This window comes from Candidatus Enterococcus testudinis (assembly GCF_002140915.1).
Lineage (GTDB): Bacteria > Bacillota > Bacilli > Lactobacillales > Enterococcaceae > Enterococcus_D > Enterococcus_D testudinis.
The window spans coordinates 1,821,674-1,842,977 of sequence record NZ_NGKU01000001.1; the positions used below are offsets into that span (position 1 = coordinate 1,821,674).

Consider the following 21,304-nt stretch of genomic DNA (forward strand, 5'->3'; position numbering starts at 1 on the left):
TTATAACAGAATTTCTTTCTGAAATATAGTGTAAAGTTTTCATTTTTACAGAAAAAAACAGATATTGGGAAAATATCTGTTATTCACTGCCATTTTATTCTTTTTTACAGTCGATCTTTCGTGTTTAAGGAGGAATGAATCGCCAATTTAAATCCTGATCCACTTATTGATGCATCAATTCCATCAACTCATCAAATGCTTGCGGTGTACCGCCTACGAATAATTCTCTCCCTGACAGAGATAAAGGTTCTCCTGAGATATTCGCCATCTTCAAACCAAGGGTTTCTAACAAGACACCGCCCGGGGCATAGTCCCACGGTGCCAAATGAGATACATACGCAGCTCTTTGCCCTTTGACCAATGCAATCAATTCAACGCCAGCACACCCTGTCATCCGGATGCCAAGAGAACGATCACTGATGTCTGTCTCGTGGTGACGATTATGGATCAGCATCGGCGAATTCAGTCCGACCAATCCTTCTGATAACGCAATATTTTTAGGCGCCTTGATTTCTTTGCCATTATTGAATACCCCGATTTCAGGACCGCCCCATAGGAACTCGTCTTTCATGACATTGTATACAAAGCCAAATCGGCCTTTGCCTTCCTCATAAATGGCAATCATGATACAAAAGTTCTCTTTTTCCAGCACAAAATTCATCGTACCGTCGATTGGATCGATAATGAACACCCGACCGCTTAAGTCTGCTAATTGATCCAAGCCGTTTTCTTCTCCTAGGATCTTCGCAGCTGGATCATAGGCCATGATTTGATCAATGAGATAGTCTTGGGTCGCTTTATCCATTTCAGTCACTAAGTCTTTACGACCTGATTTTGTTTCTATCAATAAATCTTCTCTGTTCAAACTTTCCTTGATCTGCTCACCAGCGTCGATCATCCAGCTGTGTACTGCTTTGACGATATCTTGCATGCTTTTATCTGTCCTTTCTTATGCTTTCATTTTTAGTTTGCCTTTTGTTTCTTTGGCAGCCTTGACGGTTTGGTACAATGAATACCCTGAAAGGTTTTCAAATTCACGACCTAGCCGCCGCTCCTCACCAATACTTGGTACCACCTTCTTGAATGCCTGATAAGTCGTCAAAAAGTCATTGGCATCGATGCCTTTTTCATATGCTTGTTCCAATTGATCCCATAGTTTCATGACAGCGACCATCTCTTCTGTGGTCCAGTCCAAATCAAGCGGATATTGATAATCCCGCATTGTCTTCACCTCTATTTTCTTTCTCTTCTAGTGTACCATAAAACTGTTTGAAGACGGAAAATCTCTGGTTGCGAAATGAGTGATTTCTTTTTTTGGCGATTCTGTGCCAAAATAGAGTCATCTTCAAGAAGAAAGGTCCTTTATATGAAAGAAAGAATCGTTGCTTTTGGTGACGCGATCATCGCGATCATCATTACTATTATCGTATTGGAGTTACCCATACAATTGACCCAATCTGGAACGATCGAAGTCTGGGAATTGCTGCGGGCTATCGGTATTTATTTTATTAGCTTTTGTTTTGTTGCTGATCTTTGGTATCAAGGTGCTGGTGTTTTTAATAAAATCGAGAAAATCAGCAACAAAGATTTCGTTTTTTATATGTTTTTCTTATTTTTTATGTCTTTGATTCCGACGTTTACCCGTTTGTTGATCGAAGATACCAATCAACAAGTTGTCTTGATCTATGGACTGCTAAGTTTTATCGTAACTGCTTTATGGACCTATCTTTTACTGTCGCTGACCAAACAAACGCAGCAACAGTCTTCCTTCATCCAAAATAAAGAACGGCAGCGGCAGCGAATGATGCTGATTTTTTGAATCTTACTATTGGTGATTGCCTTTTTCTTCCCTCGTTTTGGGTTGATCATTTATTTGATTCTGCCGATTTTGGGCTTTTTGCAAAATATGATTGATCTAGAAGAGGATACTTATATTGAACAAATGAATGACGATCAACGAGACTATTATTTACAACAATGGCGGCAACCAATGGGCCATTCACTGGCACGCTACAGACAAATTCTGGCCAATGGTGAAAATGGTCGAGCAGAAGATTTTTCGGATCCGCAGTGGTGGATTCAGTTCAATCATAATTGGCAGCAGCAGTTAGAAAATAAGCTAGCTGAGACCAATCGCCGCTTGGCCGCTTCAACCAATGAACAAGAGCGCGCGCATTTGGAAATGGAACAACGGCGATTGCAAAATGAAAAAAATAAAGCAGAGAAAACCCTAGCACGTGTCACTTCAGAAACAAGACGACGTCAATCACGTCAAGACCGCAAGCCCAAACATTGATTTGAAACCAAACCGTTGATACTCGTTGTATCGACGGTTTTTTTAAGCGGATATTTTGTTGTTTGTTTGTGCTTTTGTTACACTTACATCATACAAAAAAGGAGGAATAGCTGTGCGTTTAGAAGACAAAAAAATCATTGCCCTTGTTGACAACGATTTTGAAGATTTAGAATTGTGGTACCCCGTACATCGGCTACGTGAAGAAGGCGCTCAAGTTGACTTGGTTGGTCAAGAAGCCCATAAAACTTATACTGGTAAATACGGCGTTCCTGCTGAATCTGCTTACGCTTTTACGGATATCAAAGCTGCCGATTATGATGCGATATTGGTTCCCGGCGGTTGGGCACCGGATAAATTACGCCGTTTCCCAGAAGTGATTGCTTTTGTACAAGAGATGGACAAAGATGAAAAAATCATCGGTCAAATCTGTCACGCTGGCTGGGTCTTGATCTCTGCCAACATATTGCAAGGCAAAACCGTGACCAGTACGCCTGGTATCAAAGATGATATGACAAATGCTGGCGCAACCTGGGTCGATACACCAGCTGTCACAGATGGTCATATCGTATCAAGCCGCCGACCACCGGATCTACCTGATTATATGCGTGAATTCATCGCAGTATTAGAAAAAAAATAAGAAAAAACCGCTGATTTTGGCGGTTTTTTCTATGCATTCAAGCCACTCAAGATTGTTGCTTAAGCAAACAGTCCTCAATTCGATATATTTTATCTGCAATCAGTTTTATCCTGTCATCATGGGTTGCGATAATAAGCAATGTATTGGCTTCTTTTAACGATTCAAACAATTGCATAATCAATTTGAAATTTTCTTCATCCAGATGAGTTGTTGGTTCATCAGCTAGAATAATCGAAGGGTCTAAAATCAAACTCCGCGCGATCGCAGTTCTTTGTTTTTGACCACCAGAAATGCGTTTCACTTTCTTATCCAAGATTTCTGACAAGCCAAAATTTTTGGCAAGTTGAGTCGCTTTATCAAGTGCATCCTGTTTGTTATGGTTTTTGTTGTAGAATGAAGTCAATAGAATATTTTCCAAAACTGAATAATCGCTAATCAGCGCATAGTCCTGGACAATATAGCCTATCTCCTTGTTTCTAAATTGGCTCATCCATTGATCGTTACGCACATCGATTTTATCATCATTTATCCAGTAGGTACCAGAATCAAATGCTTGTAAACCTGCTATAATATTTAATAAAGTAGTCTTTCCTGCTCCTGATTTACCTGTCAATAACGTAATTTGCCCTTTTTCTGCAATGAAACTTGTATTTATCAAGAGTGGCTTCTTATGATAGTATTTTGTTAGTCCATCTATTCTAATCATCATAAACTCCTTTTTTCAATTTTCTATCTACCATGAACTTTGAAATAAAACACAATAGCATGTTCAAGAAAGTTATATATATGTAATCCTCTATGATCATGTCAAAGCCAATATTGTTGATGAATATGATGAAAACAATAGCAGAAAATAGAATTGGCATTGCAAATAACCATTCAATATTTCTTCTTATTTTTATACGCGGTAGACCTATCATTCTTAATAGCCTTAGTTCTTCAGAAAAAATAGCTACACTAGAACTAACCAGCAAATAGATGATCAAAAGACCAAATGATAGCAGAACCCCTGACACACTCAAACCAAACAAAAAGTTACCAAAATAATACTTGTATTCGTTCTGGTACCTGTCAGACATAGATTGCTGAGTAAAGGTGCCTTTTATAGAGATTGAGTGATCTTCAAATTTTGTGCGTATATCCGAAGGCGGTTCCAATAAAAACATATTATTCATAAAAGCAATATCTACATACAGATCCTTCACATTACGCTCAATATCAGACTTGCTGATTACCGTGAGTGAACTAGTATCAAAATTATTTTCATGAAGATAGCGCGCTGTACCACTATAAAGATACTGTTGAAATGTGAGTAAAAAAGAGGCTATATCTGCTCTGTCTTGATCACTCAGCTCTTTAATAGCACCATTTCCATCCGCGTCAGGCACATAATTAATCAAATATATGTTATTGGCGGATAAATGTTTTAATCTGTTCATAACAGGTTGTGCCCTTATCAACTGCGTCGTTTCATTCCAAAGAAACAGATTCATAAAAAAAGAGGAGAGACATAGAATAGCAAACAAATAAAATCTTTTCTTGAAAATCAATACATTTATTCTTTTCATAAAAACCTCCCAACGATTATTTTCATAACGATTGCCTTTAAAACGAAAACGATGATGGTTGTATATCCTAAATAAAGAAGGATTTCTCTCGGCATACGAAATAAAACAATGCAACCGCCAACGAGAGTTAAACTGGCAACTATGGACAAGCCATCAATCCAATACAAATAGTTCATAATTTTCCGCCTCGACAGCCCAACGATATATTTTATTTGTAATACTTTTTTGTTTGCTAGCGTAATCAATGCAGAGATGCTGATATTTAATACAATGAAGAAAATAATAGATAAAAATGTTAATCGCTGTTCCTTAACAGAAAGAAACATAGCAATCAATAAAATTGTATACAGATTTAATAGAAAGATTTTAAATACTTGGACTATATTCATGTTCCCTCCTTTATTGACAACGCATAAAAAGCGCAACTTTTGAATACAAAAATTGCGCTTTCCTATCCGATTCATTGACACGCTGCTAAAACATGTTCATTCTAATTACTATTAAATCACAATCCAAATTTTGAGCAAGGGAACTGTCATAATTTACATAAATTTTTCTTTTCTTATGAGCTGATTTAATTGATTGTCACTTTCAAGCACAAGAAATCAACTCTTGCAGAACATACTGTCATTTAAAGCTGTGCACTTCCCGGCAGCTTCAACAACCCAAAATAAGTCAAAACCGCACCTGTTAGCGCAAATATCGTCCCACATAGCAGCATGATCCAGACACCAGATGCTTGGACCAAGAATCCACCTAAAATATTCCCCAGCACCCCGCCGATCGTGGTGGCAATGATAATCAATGTCTGGCCAAACACCCGGTCTTCATCGGCCAAGACTTGATTGAACAAGTAGGCTGAAGCTGGAATAAACAAGGCAAAACTCAGCCCTTGCATCACATGGGTCAGTTCCATAAAAACGATCGAGCCGGCCCACAGCATCAACAACCCTCGAACTCCAAACGCGATACTGGAAAAGAACAGCCAAAATTGGCTATTTTTCCGTTTGACAAGACGTTCAAACAATATCATGCCCGGTAATTCACACAAACCGGCAATCATCAAAGCAATGCCTACTTCCTTACTGCCACCGCCAATATGCCCAAATATTTGTGCCAAGAAACTATTGATCATGGTATGAAAACTAAACAAACAAGTAAACCCGATGAATAGAAATAACAAGAAAGGATACTTCTTCAACAGATGTTCAGAATGTTGGCTCCCGCCGGCTGCTATCGGCTGCGGTTCTTCCTCTATAGCCGGCATCAACCATAAAATGATGAAGAATATTACCCCCTCTGCAAAGGTGATCAATGGCAAAACAGCGGCTGAATAACGTGCCAGCAATTGGCCCAGCACGAATGACGTCGCCGCATAGCCTAATGACCCCCCTGCTCTAGAAAAACCAAAATTTAATGAGTGTCCATGATTCATATAAGCAAAAGCCAATGCATTGACAAAAGATTGCATCGAAACCAACAATATACCGCCAATGATATAACTGCTGATCGACCAAGCAGGTATGATCACACCCAGACTTAATACAAGCATCATTAGGCAGGTCATGACTTTCAAGACTTGCACCAAAGATCTGTGGAATTTTCTTATGATCACCTGACTGATCATTGGTTGCAAAATCGCTGATACGATATTGATCAAAGCCAACATACCACCGATTTTGGCAGGATCGATTCCATAATCAATCAAAAACAATGTAGCAAAACCATAGATCGAACAAAACATCATCCAGTACAAACACTGGATACTCGTATAATACAAACGGAGTGGGGCCTTTGATTGTGTGCGCATACATATACCGCCTTAACAGAGATTTAGTCGTGATAACTATATCATATAACGACCTTTTCCGCTATCAGCCTATAGCGTTTTCCCAACCGATGAAACAGGCTGAGACCAACTAAAAAAGCAAATCACAACATACTTGATTTGCTTTGACCTAACGATTTACTTAGGAAATTATTGCTCCACTTGCGCCAATGCTTGGGCTAAATCAGCAATCAGATCATCTACATGTTCTAAACCGACTGATAAACGAATCGTTTCTGGTTGAATATTGGCAGCAAGCAGTTCCGCTTCACTCAATTGCGAATGGGTCGTGGAAGCCGGATGAATGATCAAAGATTTGGCATCGCCAACATTGGCAAGTAGGGAAAACAACTTTGTATCACTGCAGAATGTTTTACTCGCTTCACTACCTGCCTTCAAACCAAAGGAAAAGACTGCACTCGTTCCTTTTGGAAAATATTTTTGCGCTCGTTCAAAATATTTACTACTGCTCAATGTCGGATAATGGACCCAAGCCACTTGCGGTTGTGCTGCTAAATACTCAGCAACAGCTTGGGCGTTGGCCACATGACGCTCCATTCTCAAAGAAAGAGTTTCGATCCCTAATAACAAGGTCCATGCGTTGAATGGAGAGATTGCTGCGCCCGTATCCCTTAGCAAAATCGTCCGGGCACGGGTAATATAAGCAGCTGCACCTACCGCATCCGTCCAAGAAATCCCGTGATAACTCGCATCTGGTTCAACCAATTTCGGGAACTTGCCATTGGTCCAATCGAAACGACCGCTATCGACGATTGCACCACCCAGCGCGACCCCATGCCCACCAATAAATTTCGTTGTTGAATACACAACAATATCGGCGCCATGTTCAAACGGACGAAATAGATACGGCGTAGCGAATGTATTGTCCACGATCACTGGAATACCAGCCTCATGGGCAATTGCTGCGATTGCATCAAAGTCAGCAATATCGATATCCGGATTGCCCAATGATTCTAAGAAAATCGCTTTGGTATTTTCTTGTATTGCTCCTTTGATCGCTGTAAGGTCTTCACTATCTACAAAGCTGGTGGTGAGCCCAAAATCAGGAAACGTGTGGGCAAACAAATTGTAGGTCCCACCATAAATCGTTGCTGCCGATACGATATGATCCCCTGCTTTAGCTATATTTTGAATGGCATAGGTGATCGCGGCTGAACCAGAAGCGGTTGCCAATGCACCGACACCGCCTTCAAGCAACGCTAGACGTTCTTCTAAAACAGCTGTTGTGGGATTGGTGATTCTGGTATAAATGTTCCCTGACTCACTCAAGCCAAAGCGCCCAGCTGCCTGATCTGCATCCTTAAATACATAAGAAGTGGTCTGATAGATTGGGACGGCACGACTGCCAGTCTCACTATCGGGATATTGTCCGCCGTGTAATTGAATCGTTTCGAAATGTTCTGTCATATAGTTCCCTCCTACTCAATGTGTCACCGTTACAGATATGCAGCGTCTCTCACCTGTCACGAACTAAATTGCTAGCTGTAGCGTAGCATCGTCAGATTTTTCTGTCAATTGCCTCGACAGCTTTTGGTGATCGCAATTTCTGATCAACCAAGATTAAATTTATACGTATTTCACATTGACGATGCTACACGCACCCTTTGCGCCATATTGAAAGACTGAATCAGTTACTGCACCAGCGCGCAATAATCGCTTTTACCGACCGGGTCATTTCTTCTGAAAATGCCGTGCCTGTTTTGCGATAGTAATTGAATTGACCAAAATTCTCAGCTGCACATTTATTTTTTGATTTGAAAGCTGTTTCATTTGGTTGGAACATGTTCTGTAATTGCTCCGTCGAAAGCCGCTGATACCTTCATCAAAAACAATCGATTCTTGTGGAAAGCGAGGGGAGATCTGTCGGCGGTAGTTGTCTGGATAATACCCCAAACATAGCATACCTACCGGGACGACCCATTGCGGCAGATCCAATAGTTCCGCATGGTACTCAACCTGTTCAATGATATCTCCTATATAACAACTACCAATCTGTCTTGACTCTCCAGCAATTGTCGCAAAACTTGACGCAATCAAGGCGTCTGACATGGCCAGTACCAAGTCCCCTTCTGCTGGCCTTCGAAAAGGAACGCCACGTGCTGCACAACTTTCTGGTACGTTACTGTACTTATAGTAATCGTACCACCGTTGAAAATCAGCACAAAAAATCAACAATACTGGCGCTCGGGCAATAAAGGGCTGATTGTCACAACTCTTGCTGAGCAGCAATTTCTTCACCGGGTCAGTGACCTTGATCACCGAGTACAACATCATATTCCCAGCTGTCGGAGCCCGCAGAGCAGATTGTAAAATAAAATCAAGATCCGCTTCAGCAATCTCTCGCTGGGCATAGCGTCTTAGAGATACCCGTCTTTGAAAAAGTGCGTTTACATCCATAGTCATCTTCCTTTCTTTGTCTTTAGTGTAGCATAATCACCCTCTCAAAAAACAAAAAAACGTCATAATCGTCAAATTTACTATAAAAAAAATTGAATAAAGACATAAATATCGCGATAAGCACATAAAAACACCTTATCACTAAGCATAAATACCAAACGCCCAAAATCACAAGCTATTTGTTTTTTTATTCACAATAAATCGTGTATTTTCAATTGACAGACAGATTCTAAATTGTTATAATTTGAAAAATCTAAAATTTCAAACAATTTAGATCTTGAAAGGAAGTAAAGAATGGATGAAAAGATTTCAGTAAAAGAATATGTTTACAAAGTTTCTTTGGGTGTGTCGAATGCCGTGTTGGTTGCGCTGGGTGTCGGCTTATTGTTAGAAACGATCGGCCAATTGACAGGGATTGCCACGATTGGCACGATTGGTACCGTATCAAAGTTACTTTTGGCCCCCGCTTTTGGTGCAGGGATAGCCTATCAATTAAAAACAAATACACTGGTTATATTCACCTCGATGATTGCTGCGACCATCGCATCTGACGGCTTGTATTTTTCACAAGCGGCTATTGATGCAACGACGATGACTGGCATCAACGCAACACAAGGCATCGGTGCCGTCGTACTGACTGGCGGTCAACCGATCAGTGCTGTGATGGCAGGGCTGGTGGCTGCTTTGATCGGTAAGTGGCTGACGGGCAAAACACCTTTGGATATGATTTTGGTTCCTTTAGGCAGTTTACTCTTTGGCGGTTTAGCTGGTGTTGGTTTTGCATATGTCACAACACCGATGTTATTAGCGATCAGTGGCTTTATGGCCCAATCGATCACGATTTCACCGATTTTGGGATCGATCGTGATTGCTGTCGCTTGGAGTACACTCTTAATGACGCCCGCTTCTTCGGTCGCATTGGCAATCGCATTACAATTGGACCCAGTGTCCTCGGCAGCTGCATTGATTGGTTGTACCGCACAATTTGTCGGATTTACTGTCATGTCGTTTCAGGAAAACAATTTAGGGGCCAATATCGCCCAAGGATTGATCACACCTAAAGTCCAGTTTGCCAATTTGACCAAGAATCCGCAATTGGTGATCCCACCATTCCTCTCTGCTGCGATTTGCGCACCATTGGCAACAACGCTGTTTCATTTTACGACCAGTTATGAATTGGCAGGATTAGGCTTGAATTCATTGATTGCACCGCTGAATCTCTTCGCCAATGACCGGTCAGGTTTCTTAGTCTATTGCTTGATTGGCGTACTCTTGTCTGGTACCTTAACGTATATCTTTTATCGTGGGATGCTTGCACTGGGCAAAGCAACCAAAGGCAGTTTGACGATTGAATTGCAGTGATGTTTGAAAAGTAAACCTGCTAGATAAAAAAGAGCATGCTTAAGATTTTCACTTACGCACGCTCTTTTTACTTACAAAAAAACCCGTTGACTGATCAGTCAACGGGTTGAATTTGTTTAGATATGGATTGGCATTCCTAATGCCAATTCAGCTGCATCCATTGTGATTTCTCCCAATGATGGATGTGGATGGATCGTTAAAGCAATATCTTCTGCGTTCATACCAGATTCAATGGCAAGTGCCAATTCTGATACCATATCGCTTGCGCCTAGGCCTGCGATTTGCGCGCCAATGATTACATTGTCTTCAACAGTAGTAACCAGACGGATAAATCCTTCTGTTTTGCCTAATGATAAGGCACGACCGTTACCAGAGAATGGGAATTTGAATGCTTTTGCATCGATTCCAGCATCTTTGGCATCTTTGATCGTCATCCCAACAGAAGCCAATTCAGGATCTGTAAAGGCTACAGCTGGCATCGCTTTGTAATCAACAGCTACTTTTTTGCCTGAGATTGCTTCAGCAGCAATTTTCGCTTCGTAGCTGGCTTTATGTGCTAAAGCAGCGCCAGGAACGATATCACCGATTGCATAGATATTTGATACATTTGTGCGACCTTGCTTGTCGACAGTGATCAAACCACGTTCGCCTACTTCGACACCGGCTTGTTCTAAGCCCATATCGTCTGTGTTTGGACGACGACCAACTGTGACCATCACATAGTCAGCAGTTACTTCTTCTTCTTTGCCGTCAACAGCATATTTAACAGTGACACTATCGCCATTGTCAACAGCTTCTTTGGCCATTGCATTCGTTACTACAGTCACGCCTTTTTTCGCGAAGTCTTCTTCAACCAATTTCACCATGTCTTTTTCATAGGTAGGTAAAATTTGCGGAGAACCTTCAAGGATCGTTACTTCAGCGCCTAAGTTCGCATAAGCGGCACCTAGTTCAGAACCGATGACACCGCCACCGATAACTACTAATTTTTTAGGTACTTCTTTTAGTGCCAATCCGCCAGTAGAGTCTATCACACGGCCACCGAATTTGAAGCCTTTGATTTCGATCGGACGAGAACCTGTTGCGACGATCGCATTGTTGAAAGAATACGTTTGGGCTGAATCTGGGTGGATCACACGCAATGTGTGGTCATCAACGAAGAATGCTTCCCCTTCAATACTTTCAACTTTGTGTTTTTTCAATAGGAATCCAACACCAGAAGTCAATGTTTTAACGACTTTGTTGTCTTTCCATTCTTGAGTTTTCGTGAAATCTAGTGTGACATTTTCAGTATTCACACCAAACATCGTTGAATCTAATGATTCTTGGTAATGGTGTCCTGCAGCGATCAACGCTTTAGAAGGAATACAACCGACATTCAAACATACGCCGCCGATATATTCTCTTTCAATGATTGCTACTTTTTGGCCCATTTCAGCAGCGCGGATGGCAGCTACATAGCCGCCAGGTCCCGCACCGATTACAACTGTATCTAATTCAACAGCAAAATCTCCTACTACCATTTGTAAATCATCCTTCCATCATTAATAGCTCAGGATCAGCTAATAGACGTTTGATATTATTCATTGCTTGTTGTGCTGTCGCACCATCAACGATACGGTGATCGAAGCTTAGTGATAATTTCATCACACGGCCCACAACGATTTCACCTTCAGCATTGACGATTGGTTGTTGCGCGATTGTACCCACACCCAAAATAGCTACTTCAGGGAAGTTGATCACTGGTGTGAACCAGCCGCCGCCAACTGAACCGATATTACTGATTGTGATCGTGCCGTTACGCATATCATCAGCAGCAAGTTTGCCATCATGGGCAAGTTTTGCTTTTTCGTTGATTTCATCTGCAATAGCGAACATACCTTTACGGTCTGCATCTTTCACATTAGGCACATATAAACCATGATCCGTATCTGTTGCAATACCGATGTTATAGTAGTTTTTGTAAACAATTTCTTGTTTTGCATCATCAATGGATGCATTCAAGATCGGGAATTTTTTGACTGTTGCAGTCAATGCTTTCACAACATATGGCAAGAATGTCAATTTCGTACCGTTTGCTGCGGCAACTTCCTTGAATTTCTTACGGTTATCCCAAAGATTGGTTACTTCTACTTCATCATGCAATGTCACATGAGGTGCAGTTTGTTTGCTGTTGACCATTGCTTTTGCGATCGCTTTACGTGTAGGTGTCAACGCAACACGTTCTTCCAAATCACCTAAGTTAGATTTGAAGGCTTTTGCAGGTGCAGCAGGTTTACTTTCAGATGCTGGCGCTTTTGTTTCTTCTTTGGCTGGGGCTGCAGCTACTGCTGGAGCAGATGATCCACCGCCTGATAAGAAGCTTTCGATATCTTCTTTTGTGACACGTCCGCCTTTGCCACTTGCAGATACTTGAGAAATATCTACATCTTTTTCACGGGCAAATTGACGTACTGATGGCATAGCCAAGACACGTTTGTTTGGATCTGCTGCTTCAACAACACTTGCTGAACCAGAAGTTTCCACTTTTTCTTTTGGTGCATCTGTTGATGCTGAGGCACCAGAAGAAGCAGGCGCATCGTTGTGACCAGGTGCATCGATTTCTACCAATACATCCCCAACGTTGGCAACAGTACCTTCTGCTACAACGATTGTTTTTACTGTTCCTGTTACAGGAGATGGAATTTCTTCCACTGATTTGTCATTTTGAACTTCCAACAAAGTATCATCTTCATTGATCGTGTCGCCAGCTTTAACGAACCATTTTACGATTTCGCCTTCTGCAATACCTTCACCAATATCTGGTAATTTGAATTGGAAGACACCTGAACCTTCAGATGAACCTGAAGATGCTTCAGTGCTTGATTCTGTTGTTGGCTCAGCAGCTGGTTTCGCTGGAGTTTGTGATTCAGCAGCAACACCTGAATCGCCTTCGTTGTCTTCATGACCAGGTGCGTCGATTTCTACAAGGACATCACCAACATTGGCAACAGTGCCTTCAGGAACGACGATACTTTTAACAGTACCTGTCACTGGAGATGGAATTTCTTCCACTGATTTATCATTTTGTACTTCTAGTAGGGTATCATCTTCATTGATGGTATCTCCTGCTTTGACGAACCATTTTACGATTTCGCCTTCCGCAATACCTTCACCGATATCCGGTAATTTAAATTGAAATGCCATTGTCTATTCTTCCCTTCTTAACTATTAAAAGTTGACGATTTCTTTCACTTTGTCTTCGATATCTTTTGCATTTGGCAACCAAATGTTTTCAGCTTGACCGAATGGGAAAATAGTATCTGGTGCAGATACACGTCCGATTGGTGCTTCAAGTGATAGAACCGCACGTTCAGAAATTTCAGAAACGACTTGAGCCGCAACACCTGCTTGTTTTTGTGCTTCTTGAACAACGACCACGCGACCAGTTTTTTCTACTGATTTGATGATTGTTTCAACGTCAAGAGGTGCAACTGTACGCAAGTCGATGATTTCAGCATTGATGTTTTCTTTTGCTAAGTTGTCTGCCGCTTTGATTGCTTCACGAACCATTGCACCGTAAGTGATGATTGATACATCTGAACCTTCACGTGTAACAGCTGCTTTGTCCAAAGGCACTTCATATGCTTCTTCTGGCACTTCTTCACGAAAAGAACGATACAGTTTCATATGTTCTAAGAAGACAACTGGGTCATTGCTGCGGATCGCTGCAATCAATAATCCTTTGGCATCATATGGATTTGATGGAATCACGACACGGATACCAGGAGATTGTGCAATCAAACCTTCTAAGTTGTCTGAGTGCAATTCTGGTGTATGCACGCCACCACCAAATGGTGAACGGATCGTGATTGGTAAGTTGCGCGTACCACCCATGCGGTAACGAGTACGTGCCATTTGTCCTACGATTTCATCAAATGTTTCAAATACGAAACCGAAGAATTGAATTTCAGGAACTGGACGGAAGCCTTCTAATGCTAAACCAAAAGCCAAACCGCCAATACCAGATTCAGCAAGAGGGGTATCGAATACACGGTCTTCGCCAAATTTTTCTTGTAAACCTTCTGTTGCACGGAATACACCGCCGTTTTTACCGACGTCTTCACCAAAGACTAAAATCTCTTTGTCATTTTCCATTTCAACAGCTAAGGCATCTGTAATTGCTTGGATCATTGTTTTTTGTGCCATGACTATTTCGACTCCTTCGCTTCATAAGTTGCAATTTGTTCTTTAATGTTTTGTGGTTGAACTTCAAACATATTTTTCAAGAAGTCAGACACTTTTTGTTTTGGTACACGGTCTGCTTCAGCGATTGCTGCTTTGATTTCTTCTTTTGTTTGTTCGATGATTTGTTCTTCTTTTTCTTCAGTCCACAAACCTTTTTCAGTTAGATATTTACGGAAACGTACCAATGGATCTTTTTCTTGCCATTCAGTATCCATTTCTTTTGTACGGTAACGGGTTGGATCATCACCTGATAGAGTATGTGCGCCGTAACGGTATGTCAATGTTTCGATCAACACAGGACCGTTGCCGTTTGCTGCCCATTCACGCGCCTCTTTTGATACATAGTAGACTGCCAATGGATCCATACCGTCTACTTGGATACCAGGGATACCTGCAGCAGCTGCTTTTTGTGCCAATGTTGGTGCAGCACTTTGGACTTCACGTGGTGTAGAAATCGCAAAACCATTGTTTTGGATGTAGAATACAGCGTTTGCATGGTAAGCACCAGCAAAGTTGATTGCTTCATAGAAGTCCCCTTGTGAAGAACCGCCATCACCTGTATACGTAAATACAACATTTTTCTTGTTGCGTTTTTTCAAACCTAAAGCAACGCCGGCTGCTTGCACGTATTGTGCACCGATGATGATTTGCGGTGGCAAAGCTTTCAAATCTTCAGGATATAAGTTACCTGCTACATGTCCACGTGACCATAGGAAAGCTTCTTTCAATGGCAAACCGTGTTGGATCAATTGAGGCACATCACGATAACCTGGTAATAAAACATCTTCTTTTTCAAAAGCAAATTGACTTGCTAGTTGGCTTGCTTCTTGACCAGCAGTTGGCGCGAAGAAACCTAGACGTCCTTGACGGTTTAACGCAGTTGAGCGTTGGTCCAATACGCGTGACCATACCATTCGAGTCATCAATTCCACTAATTCGTCGTCACTTAGATCTGGTACTAAATCCGGGTTTACAATTTTTCCATCTTTATCCAAAGCTTGGTAAGTTGGAAAATCTGCATTGACTTGCTCCAAGATTGCTTGGAAATCAAGTGCTTTTTGTTTTTTTGCCATCTTGACACACTTTCCTCTCTGTTAAAAAAGTCATTTTCGTATGTAACAGGGTTTAAATCTGTACTATCGAAATTTCATTTACTCTTATAAATTATCATTTAACTTGGAAAATGACAAGTGAAAAGGGTATTTTTTTTAATAAAAGGATGCCCAGTGTAGCAACTCTTAAGAAAAGATTAGTGAAATAAATCACATTTACGGAATCGCTTTCTTGGTTTTCTTCTAAGGAAAATCTTTTTTTCATTTAAGAATAGTACAGCAATGAGTGTTTACCCTAACAGGCGAATCAACTATTTCTCATTTACAATTGTGAAAGAACCGACTTGTGTCATAGTGGATATTTTGAATATGAGAAAAAAATAATACAGAAAGAGGGCAAAAAGAAACAGATCGACGTTCCCCTTCCACCGAAAGGAAACATCGATCCGCTATTTTAGATCCATTCTTGCGTTACATGAATGTAGATTCTTTTTGCCAATTCAACTGTTACTAAATAAGCAATATTGATCCCGATGTACCATGGCCAATAAGAAGCAGGCAATGCAGCGAAATCAAATACATGATGTAATGAAGTCAAGATAATCACAAAGCCGACCGCGATTGCTAAGACACTAGATAGCATGACTGCTGGTGAAGCACTGCTTTTGACAAATGGCAGTTTGCGGGTTCTGATCATGTGAACAACCAATGTTTGGGTAGTCAAACCAATCATGAACCAGCCGGCTTGGAACAAGGCTTGGTCTTGCACGGTATTTGCACCAAAGACGTGCCACATCACTAAGAACGTCGTAATATCGAATATACTGCTGACAGGACCGATGCCGACCGTGAATTTCAAGAGTCCTCGTACTTGCCATTTGACTGGTTTTGCTAATTCTTCTTGATCGACATTATCCCACGGAATAGTCAATTGTGCCATATCATAGACCAAGTTTTGTACGAGCAATTGAATCGAAAGCATTGGTAGAAACGGCAAGAAAGCACTAGCAACCAAAATCGAGAAGACATTGCCAAAATTGGAGCTCAAGGTCATTTTGATGTATTTCATCATATTGGTAAATACTTTGCGTCCTTCAATGACACCTTTGTCTAATACGTTCAAACTTTTTTCCAAAAGAATGATCGAACTGGCATCTTTGGTGATATCTGCTGCTGTATCCACCGAGATGCCAACATCAGCTGTGCGCAAAGCAGGGGCGTCATTGATGCCATCCCCCATAAAGCCAACCGTGTGACCGGCAGCTTGGATTGTTTCAATGATCCGTGATTTTTGCATTGGATTCAGTTTGGCAAACAGATTGGTCGTTGCTGCTTTTTCCGCCAAATCTTCGTCTGATAAACGGTCGATTTCTGGTCCCAGCAAATATTCGCTGGCTTCGATCCCCACATCTTTGCAGACTTTTTGGGCAACGATCGCGTTGTCACCCGTCAAGACTTTGACATTGACGCCATGGCCATGTAAAGAAGCAATCGCTGTTTTGGCTGACTCTTTGGCTGGGTCTAAGAAACCCATAAAGCCGATCATGATCATGTCTTGCTCATCAGCTACAGAATAAACGGCATCCGCATGGGCATCTCGTTTGACAGCCACTGTCAAGACACGCATGCCTTGTTTGTTCAATCGGAGATTGACTTGGCGCAGTTTTTCACGAATATCTTCTGTCAGGTCCATGATTTTGCCATCGATCTCCACATAATTGCAGACTTGTTCCATTTCTTCGGCTGCACCCTTTGTGACCATTAGTTGATGTCCATCTGCATTGACCACGACAGTCAGACGACGACGTGAGAAATCAAAAGGAATCTCATCGATTTTGGTCACTTCTTGGAAAGGTTCAGCCAACTGCGCTTCTTCATAATAATTCAGCACAGCAATATCCATCAGATTTTTCCAACCTGTTTGATAGTAAGAATTCAAATAAGTCATATCCAGCACTTGTTGGTCTTCTTGACCAAAAGGATTCAGATGCTGTACCAGCACAACTCGATCTTCCGTGATCGTGCCTGTCTTATCCGTACAAAGGACATCCATACTGCCGAGATTTTGGATGGAAGGCAATTCTTTGACAATGACTTTCTCTTTGGCAAGGGACATCGCACCTTTTGCAAGGTTGCTGGTCACGATCATTGGCAGCATTTCAGGCGTCAGACCCACTGCTACTGCAATGGCAAAGAACAGTGCTTCACTCCAATCCCCTTTTGTGAATCCATTGATCAACAAAACGATTGGGAATAATACCATCACCATTCTTAATAATAACTTGCTGACTTTGGTCAAGCCATCTTCAAAAGCTGTTTTGCCGCGTTTCGTGGTTGCGTTGCGGGCAATATCACCAAAGAATGTACTTTGACCAGTTTTCAAAATGATTGCTTTGCCTTGCCCACTCAAGACATCTGTACCCATAAATACCAAATCCTGCATATCTAACGCGGAGACATTGGTATCACTTTCTTTGATCCCAGCATCGACAAATTTTTCAACTGGCATTGACTCTCCAGTTAATGAAGACTGATTGATAAATAAATCTTTCGTCCAGATCAAGATTGCATCGGCTGGTATCATATCTCCTGTCGCCAAAGTGACGATATCACCCGGTACAACCTCATCCATCGGTATTTCTCTTGTTACCCCTTCTCTCGTTACCGAACAAGTATTTTCAATCAACTCTTTTAAAGCCAAACTTGCTTTTTGGGAACGAAATTCTTGTACAAACGTAATTGTCACGCTGGCTAAGATCATGATCCCCATCACGATCACGGCTTCAATATCTCCTGTCATAAAGGAGATAACCATCAATAGAGCCAACACTAGGACAAAAGGATCTTTGAATGCGCCTAAGATCATTAACCAAGCAGGTGTTGGTTTTTGGGCATCCACTTTGTTGGGACCATATTCCTCCAAACGTTCTTGGGCATCTTTTTCAGACAAACCTTGAAAAGATGTCCGCATTTCCATTAATAATTCACGTTCTGATAATTTTGCCAATAATTTCAATTCTTGGTCTTTAGATAATTTTTTCAACATACTTTTTTCCTCCTATATTTAGGAGTTGCTCGCGCCACCCCTAGCAATTCTACGCTGTGAACATTCGTTCATCTGGGGACTGGGGTTATCCATGTGAATCTTCCTTTCTATTTGATAAGTAAGCCACTCTTGGATCACGCGCGTATGCAAAAAAATGCGCATGCTCCCAATAAGCATGCGCAAAAAACTCATGATCATTGTAGAGCTTTAGCACTATAGGGCGTAGATAGTTTATCACTATCAGCTGCTTTGGGTTTAACCTTCACGATTAGACCTGTCCTACCAACTAAGTATCTCTCGATACTTTTGCGGCAGCAGCTTGTGTCCGTATAGGAGCCTCACCTAACAATTATTTCTTTCTATTGACACTATAAGCCAACTTCACGCCAAGGTCAACCACTTTCATTCAAAAAAATACGTTATTTTATTTCCAGAACATTCAGAATCACGATTACTTTACCCGTCATTTCCTTTTTTTCACTGTTGTTTCATTCAAAAGATTTATCAAACGCCAAACTTCTCAGCAAGGATTTCCACGATCCGTTGGCTGGTTCGTCCATCGCCATAAGGATTCTCTGCATGGGCCATTTGTTGATAGGCTGCTTGATCATCCAGTAAGCGTTTTGTTTCTCGGTAAACGTCTTCTTCTCGTGTACCAATCAACTTCAAAGTGCCCGCCGCGATTCCCTCTGGTCGTTCTGTCGTGTCTCTCAACACCAAGACAGGCACCCCTAATGAAGGCGCTTCTTCTTGGACACCGCCTGAATCCGTCAAAATCAAAGCACTCTGATTGGCCACATTATGAAAATCAATGACATCCAGCGGTTCGATCAAAGCGACATTGTCGATGTTGCCTAAGATCTTTTGGGCAATACCTCGCACTTGCGGATTTTTGTGCATCGGAAAGACAACATGGATTTCAGGATATTCTTGCGCCACCCGCGCCAATGCCTGAAAAACTTGAGCCATTGGCTGTCCGACATTTTCCCGTCGATGCATCGTCAATAAAATTTGTTTCCCTTCGACACCTGAGAGCTGCGGATGCACATAGTTATCTTGGATCGTATAGTTCATCGCATCGATTGCGGTATTACCTGTCACAAAAATCGTTTGCGGATCACGATGTTCTTTCAGCAAGTTTTGCTGGCTTTCCTTTGTTGGTGCGAAATGGATATCGGCCAACACGTCAATCAATTGGCGATTCGCTTCTTCAGGATAAGGCGATTGCTTATTCCAAGTGCGCAACCCAGCTTCGACATGTCCTACTGGTATTTGTTGATAAAAAGCAGCTGTCGCTGCTGCATAAGCAGTCGTTGTATCCCCATGGACCAACACGATAGCTGGCTGTTCTTTCTGCAAGATCGGTTCAAGGTCCAATAAAACTTTCGTGGTGATACCAGTTAAGGTTTGTCCCAGTGTCATAATATCTAAATCATAATCCGGCACGATGGCAAAAACGTTCAACACTTGATCCAGCATTTCTCGATGTTGGGCTGTCACAGTCACGACAGATTCAAACCGAACATCTGCTTGCAACGCCTTCACTAACGGTGCCATTTTGATTGCTTCTGGTCTTGTTCCAAATATGGACATTACTTTGATCGTCATCATTCACCTGCATTCTTTATTTCCAATGGATATCTTTTCACTTTCTACTATTATAACGAAGAATGCGCCAAAACGAAATCTTTCTGGTGCAAAAAAGCAGCACTGTTTACAAACAGCACTGCTTACACCGACTTTTTCTACAAAAAATCAGATTGTGTCCCCATTAAAAATCGAATTTTTGACGATCACATAATCGACTTTGCGAATTGATTCTAAATCTTTCCCGCCAGCATAAGAAATCGAGGATTGCAGGTCTTGCTGCATTTCTACTAAGGTATCTTTCAGAGAACCTTTGTATTGGATCCAGATTTTCTTGCCTTCGACGTTTTTCTTCTCACCTTTTTGGAATTCTGATGCAGAACCAAAGTATTCCTTCATCACAACGCCATTTTCAACTTTGGTTTCACCTGGTGATTCTTCATGACCAGCAAACAATGAACCGATCATCACCATTGTTGCCCCAAAACGAACAGATTTCGCGATATCGCCATGGGTACGGATGCCGCCATCTGCGATGATTGGTTTGCGGGCTGCTTTGGCACACCAACGCAGAGCCGCCAATTGCCAGCCGCCAGTACCAAAGCCAGTTTTGATTTTCGTGATACAAACTTTCCCTGGTCCGATGCCGACTTTTGTCGCATCTGCGCCTGCATTTTCTAATTCACGGACAGCTTCAGGCGTCCCTACATTACCAGCGATCACAAAAGCATCCGGCAAGTGTTTTTTGATGTGTTGAATCATATTGATCACGGCATTTGAGTGACCATGGGCAATATCGATCGTGATGTAATCAGGGACTAATTGTTCAGCAGCTAACTCTTCTACAAAACGATATTCGTTTTCTTTGACACCAACACTGATCGAAGCAATCAAGCCGCGACTTTTCATTTTCTTGATAAAAGGAATCCGTGCCTCTTCATCAAAGCGGTGCATAATGTAAAAATAGCCATTTTCAGCTAAAAATTCGGCAATCGTATCATCAATGATCGTTTGCATATTCGCAGGAACGACCGGCATTTTAAAAGAATGCTTTCCTAGTGTCACAGTCGTGTCACACTCGGAACGGCTATCCACAATACATTTATTTGGGATTAATTGTATATCCTCGTAATCAAAAACTTTCATGTCAAACATAAAAATATCCTCCAAATCTTACTAAGAGTGAAGCAAGCGATAAATGGCCAAGCCTATTTTTAGCGCCCACAACAATTTAAACCAGTGCCACGTTTAATTCAAGCATTATCAAAATATTTTTATAAAAA

Annotated in this window: 19 protein-coding genes and 1 riboswitch; of the genes, 4 read left to right on the forward strand and 15 right to left on the reverse strand. The window is 41.5% G+C overall.

Going from position 1 to position 21,304, the window contains the following annotated elements; all coding sequences use genetic code 11:
* Positions 1 to 163 precede the first annotated feature (163 nt).
* Positions 164 to 931 (reverse strand): inositol monophosphatase family protein, encoded by a 768-nt coding sequence (locus tag A5886_RS08685; protein ID WP_086274591.1) that lies wholly within the window; start codon positions 929 to 931, stop codon positions 164 to 166.
* 18 nt (positions 932 to 949) lie between these two features.
* Positions 950 to 1,222 (reverse strand): UPF0223 family protein, encoded by a 273-nt coding sequence (locus A5886_RS08690; protein ID WP_086274592.1) that lies wholly within the window; start codon positions 1,220 to 1,222, stop codon positions 950 to 952.
* A gap of 144 nt (positions 1,223 to 1,366) precedes the next feature.
* Here A5886_RS08690 and A5886_RS08695 point away from each other — a divergent pair, with 144 nt between their 5' ends.
* From A5886_RS08695 to A5886_RS08705, 3 genes are all read left to right on the forward strand, one after another.
* Positions 1,367 to 1,819 carry a TMEM175 family protein gene (locus tag A5886_RS08695; protein ID WP_179190012.1) on the forward strand — a complete coding sequence of 151 codons (453 nt, stop codon included), beginning with the start codon at positions 1,367 to 1,369 and terminating at the stop codon, positions 1,817 to 1,819.
* 9 nt (positions 1,820 to 1,828) lie between these two features.
* The gene (locus tag A5886_RS08700; protein WP_086274594.1) at positions 1,829 to 2,296 is read left to right on the forward strand and encodes a hypothetical protein; all 468 of its coding nucleotides are present in this window, start codon (positions 1,829 to 1,831) and stop codon (positions 2,294 to 2,296) included.
* A 112-nt stretch (positions 2,297 to 2,408) separates the two neighbouring features.
* Positions 2,409 to 2,933, forward strand: coding sequence for a type 1 glutamine amidotransferase domain-containing protein (locus tag A5886_RS08705; protein WP_086274595.1), 525 nt, complete (start codon positions 2,409 to 2,411; stop codon positions 2,931 to 2,933).
* A 46-nt stretch (positions 2,934 to 2,979) separates the two neighbouring features.
* On the opposite strand, the gene A5886_RS08710 is transcribed toward A5886_RS08705, so the two are convergent.
* The 6 genes from A5886_RS08710 to A5886_RS08735 form a co-directional block, all read right to left on the reverse strand.
* Positions 2,980 to 3,639, reverse strand: coding sequence for an ABC transporter ATP-binding protein (locus tag A5886_RS08710; RefSeq protein ID WP_179190013.1), 660 nt, complete (start codon positions 3,637 to 3,639; stop codon positions 2,980 to 2,982).
* Positions 3,632 to 4,501, reverse strand: coding sequence for a hypothetical protein (locus tag A5886_RS08715; protein ID WP_086274597.1), 870 nt, complete (start codon positions 4,499 to 4,501; stop codon positions 3,632 to 3,634). The genes A5886_RS08710 and A5886_RS08715 overlap by 8 nt, the downstream gene beginning before the upstream one ends.
* Positions 4,498 to 4,890, reverse strand: a complete 393-nt coding sequence (locus tag A5886_RS08720; protein WP_086274598.1) for a hypothetical protein — start codon at positions 4,888 to 4,890, stop codon at positions 4,498 to 4,500. The genes A5886_RS08715 and A5886_RS08720 overlap by 4 nt, the downstream gene beginning before the upstream one ends.
* A 242-nt stretch (positions 4,891 to 5,132) precedes the next feature.
* Positions 5,133 to 6,311, reverse strand: a complete 1,179-nt coding sequence (locus A5886_RS08725) for an MFS transporter (RefSeq protein ID WP_086274599.1) — start codon at positions 6,309 to 6,311, stop codon at positions 5,133 to 5,135.
* A 168-nt stretch (positions 6,312 to 6,479) separates the two neighbouring features.
* Positions 6,480 to 7,757, reverse strand: coding sequence for an O-acetylhomoserine aminocarboxypropyltransferase/cysteine synthase family protein (locus A5886_RS08730; RefSeq protein WP_086274600.1), 1,278 nt, complete (start codon positions 7,755 to 7,757; stop codon positions 6,480 to 6,482).
* Between the two features lie 264 nt (positions 7,758 to 8,021).
* Positions 8,022 to 8,747, reverse strand: coding sequence for a nitroreductase family protein (locus A5886_RS08735; RefSeq protein WP_218776637.1), 726 nt, complete (start codon positions 8,745 to 8,747; stop codon positions 8,022 to 8,024).
* A gap of 294 nt (positions 8,748 to 9,041) precedes the next feature.
* On the opposite strand from A5886_RS08735, the gene A5886_RS08740 reads away from it, so the two are divergent.
* Complete coding sequence (locus tag A5886_RS08740; RefSeq protein ID WP_086274601.1) at positions 9,042 to 10,109, forward strand: PTS sugar transporter subunit IIC; 1,068 nt, start codon at positions 9,042 to 9,044, stop codon at positions 10,107 to 10,109.
* A gap of 116 nt (positions 10,110 to 10,225) precedes the next feature.
* On the opposite strand, the gene lpdA is transcribed toward A5886_RS08740, so the two are convergent.
* The 7 genes from lpdA to guaC form a co-directional block, all read right to left on the reverse strand.
* The gene (lpdA, locus tag A5886_RS08745; RefSeq protein ID WP_086274602.1) at positions 10,226 to 11,632 is read right to left on the reverse strand and encodes a dihydrolipoyl dehydrogenase; all 1,407 of its coding nucleotides are present in this window, start codon (positions 11,630 to 11,632) and stop codon (positions 10,226 to 10,228) included.
* Positions 11,633 to 11,639: 7 nt separating this feature from the next.
* On the reverse strand, positions 11,640 to 13,295 hold the full coding sequence (locus A5886_RS08750; RefSeq protein WP_086274603.1) for a dihydrolipoyllysine-residue acetyltransferase: 1,656 nt from the start codon (positions 13,293 to 13,295) through the stop codon (positions 11,640 to 11,642).
* Between the two features lie 24 nt (positions 13,296 to 13,319).
* Entirely contained in the window at positions 13,320 to 14,297 is a 978-nt protein-coding gene (locus tag A5886_RS08755) for an alpha-ketoacid dehydrogenase subunit beta (protein ID WP_054116776.1), read from the reverse strand.
* A gap of 2 nt (positions 14,298 to 14,299) precedes the next feature.
* Complete coding sequence (pdhA, locus tag A5886_RS08760; RefSeq protein WP_086274604.1) at positions 14,300 to 15,409, reverse strand: pyruvate dehydrogenase (acetyl-transferring) E1 component subunit alpha; 1,110 nt, start codon at positions 15,407 to 15,409, stop codon at positions 14,300 to 14,302.
* Between the two features lie 433 nt (positions 15,410 to 15,842).
* Positions 15,843 to 18,434 (reverse strand): magnesium-translocating P-type ATPase, encoded by a 2,592-nt coding sequence (mgtA, locus tag A5886_RS08765; RefSeq protein WP_086274605.1) that lies wholly within the window; start codon positions 18,432 to 18,434, stop codon positions 15,843 to 15,845.
* A 186-nt stretch (positions 18,435 to 18,620) separates the two neighbouring features.
* Positions 18,621 to 18,791: riboswitch (M-box (ykoK) riboswitch) on the reverse strand.
* 147 nt (positions 18,792 to 18,938) lie between these two features.
* Positions 18,939 to 20,042, reverse strand: a complete 1,104-nt coding sequence (gene wecB / locus A5886_RS08770; protein WP_086276028.1) for a non-hydrolyzing UDP-N-acetylglucosamine 2-epimerase — start codon at positions 20,040 to 20,042, stop codon at positions 18,939 to 18,941.
* A gap of 147 nt (positions 20,043 to 20,189) precedes the next feature.
* Complete coding sequence (gene guaC, locus A5886_RS08775; protein ID WP_086276029.1) at positions 20,190 to 21,167, reverse strand: GMP reductase; 978 nt, start codon at positions 21,165 to 21,167, stop codon at positions 20,190 to 20,192.
* Positions 21,168 to 21,304 lie beyond the last annotated feature (137 nt).

What these genes read in the sequence shown, in the direction of transcription:
- A5886_RS08685 (WP_086274591.1), bottom strand. Translation starts at nt 931, where the DNA reads ATGCAAGATATCGTCAAAGCAGTACACAGCTGGATGATCGACGCTGGT.
- A5886_RS08690 (WP_086274592.1), bottom strand. Translation starts at nt 1,222, where the DNA reads ATGCGGGATTATCAATATCCGCTTGATTTGGACTGGACCACAGAAGAG.
- A5886_RS08695 (WP_179190012.1), top strand. Translation starts at nt 1,367, where the DNA reads ATGAAAGAAAGAATCGTTGCTTTTGGTGACGCGATCATCGCGATCATC.
- A5886_RS08710 (WP_179190013.1), bottom strand. Translation starts at nt 3,639, where the DNA reads ATGATTAGAATAGATGGACTAACAAAATACTATCATAAGAAGCCACTC.
- A5886_RS08715 (WP_086274597.1), bottom strand. Translation starts at nt 4,501, where the DNA reads ATGAAAAGAATAAATGTATTGATTTTCAAGAAAAGATTTTATTTGTTT.
- A5886_RS08720 (WP_086274598.1), bottom strand. Translation starts at nt 4,890, where the DNA reads ATGAATATAGTCCAAGTATTTAAAATCTTTCTATTAAATCTGTATACA.
- A5886_RS08725 (WP_086274599.1), bottom strand. Translation starts at nt 6,311, where the DNA reads ATGCGCACACAATCAAAGGCCCCACTCCGTTTGTATTATACGAGTATC.
- A5886_RS08730 (WP_086274600.1), bottom strand. Translation starts at nt 7,757, where the DNA reads ATGACAGAACATTTCGAAACGATTCAATTACACGGCGGACAATATCCC.
- A5886_RS08735 (WP_218776637.1), bottom strand. Translation starts at nt 8,747, where the DNA reads ATGGATGTAAACGCACTTTTTCAAAGACGGGTATCTCTAAGACGCTAT.
- A5886_RS08740 (WP_086274601.1), top strand. Translation starts at nt 9,042, where the DNA reads ATGGATGAAAAGATTTCAGTAAAAGAATATGTTTACAAAGTTTCTTTG.
- lpdA (WP_086274602.1), bottom strand. Translation starts at nt 11,632, where the DNA reads ATGGTAGTAGGAGATTTTGCTGTTGAATTAGATACAGTTGTAATCGGT.
- A5886_RS08750 (WP_086274603.1), bottom strand. Translation starts at nt 13,295, where the DNA reads ATGGCATTTCAATTTAAATTACCGGATATCGGTGAAGGTATTGCGGAA.
- A5886_RS08755 (WP_054116776.1), bottom strand. Translation starts at nt 14,297, where the DNA reads ATGGCACAAAAAACAATGATCCAAGCAATTACAGATGCCTTAGCTGTT.
- pdhA (WP_086274604.1), bottom strand. Translation starts at nt 15,409, where the DNA reads ATGGCAAAAAAACAAAAAGCACTTGATTTCCAAGCAATCTTGGAGCAA.
- mgtA (WP_086274605.1), bottom strand. Translation starts at nt 18,434, where the DNA reads ATGTTGAAAAAATTATCTAAAGACCAAGAATTGAAATTATTGGCAAAA.
- wecB (WP_086276028.1), bottom strand. Translation starts at nt 20,042, where the DNA reads ATGACGATCAAAGTAATGTCCATATTTGGAACAAGACCAGAAGCAATC.
- guaC (WP_086276029.1), bottom strand. Translation starts at nt 21,167, where the DNA reads ATGAAAGTTTTTGATTACGAGGATATACAATTAATCCCAAATAAATGT.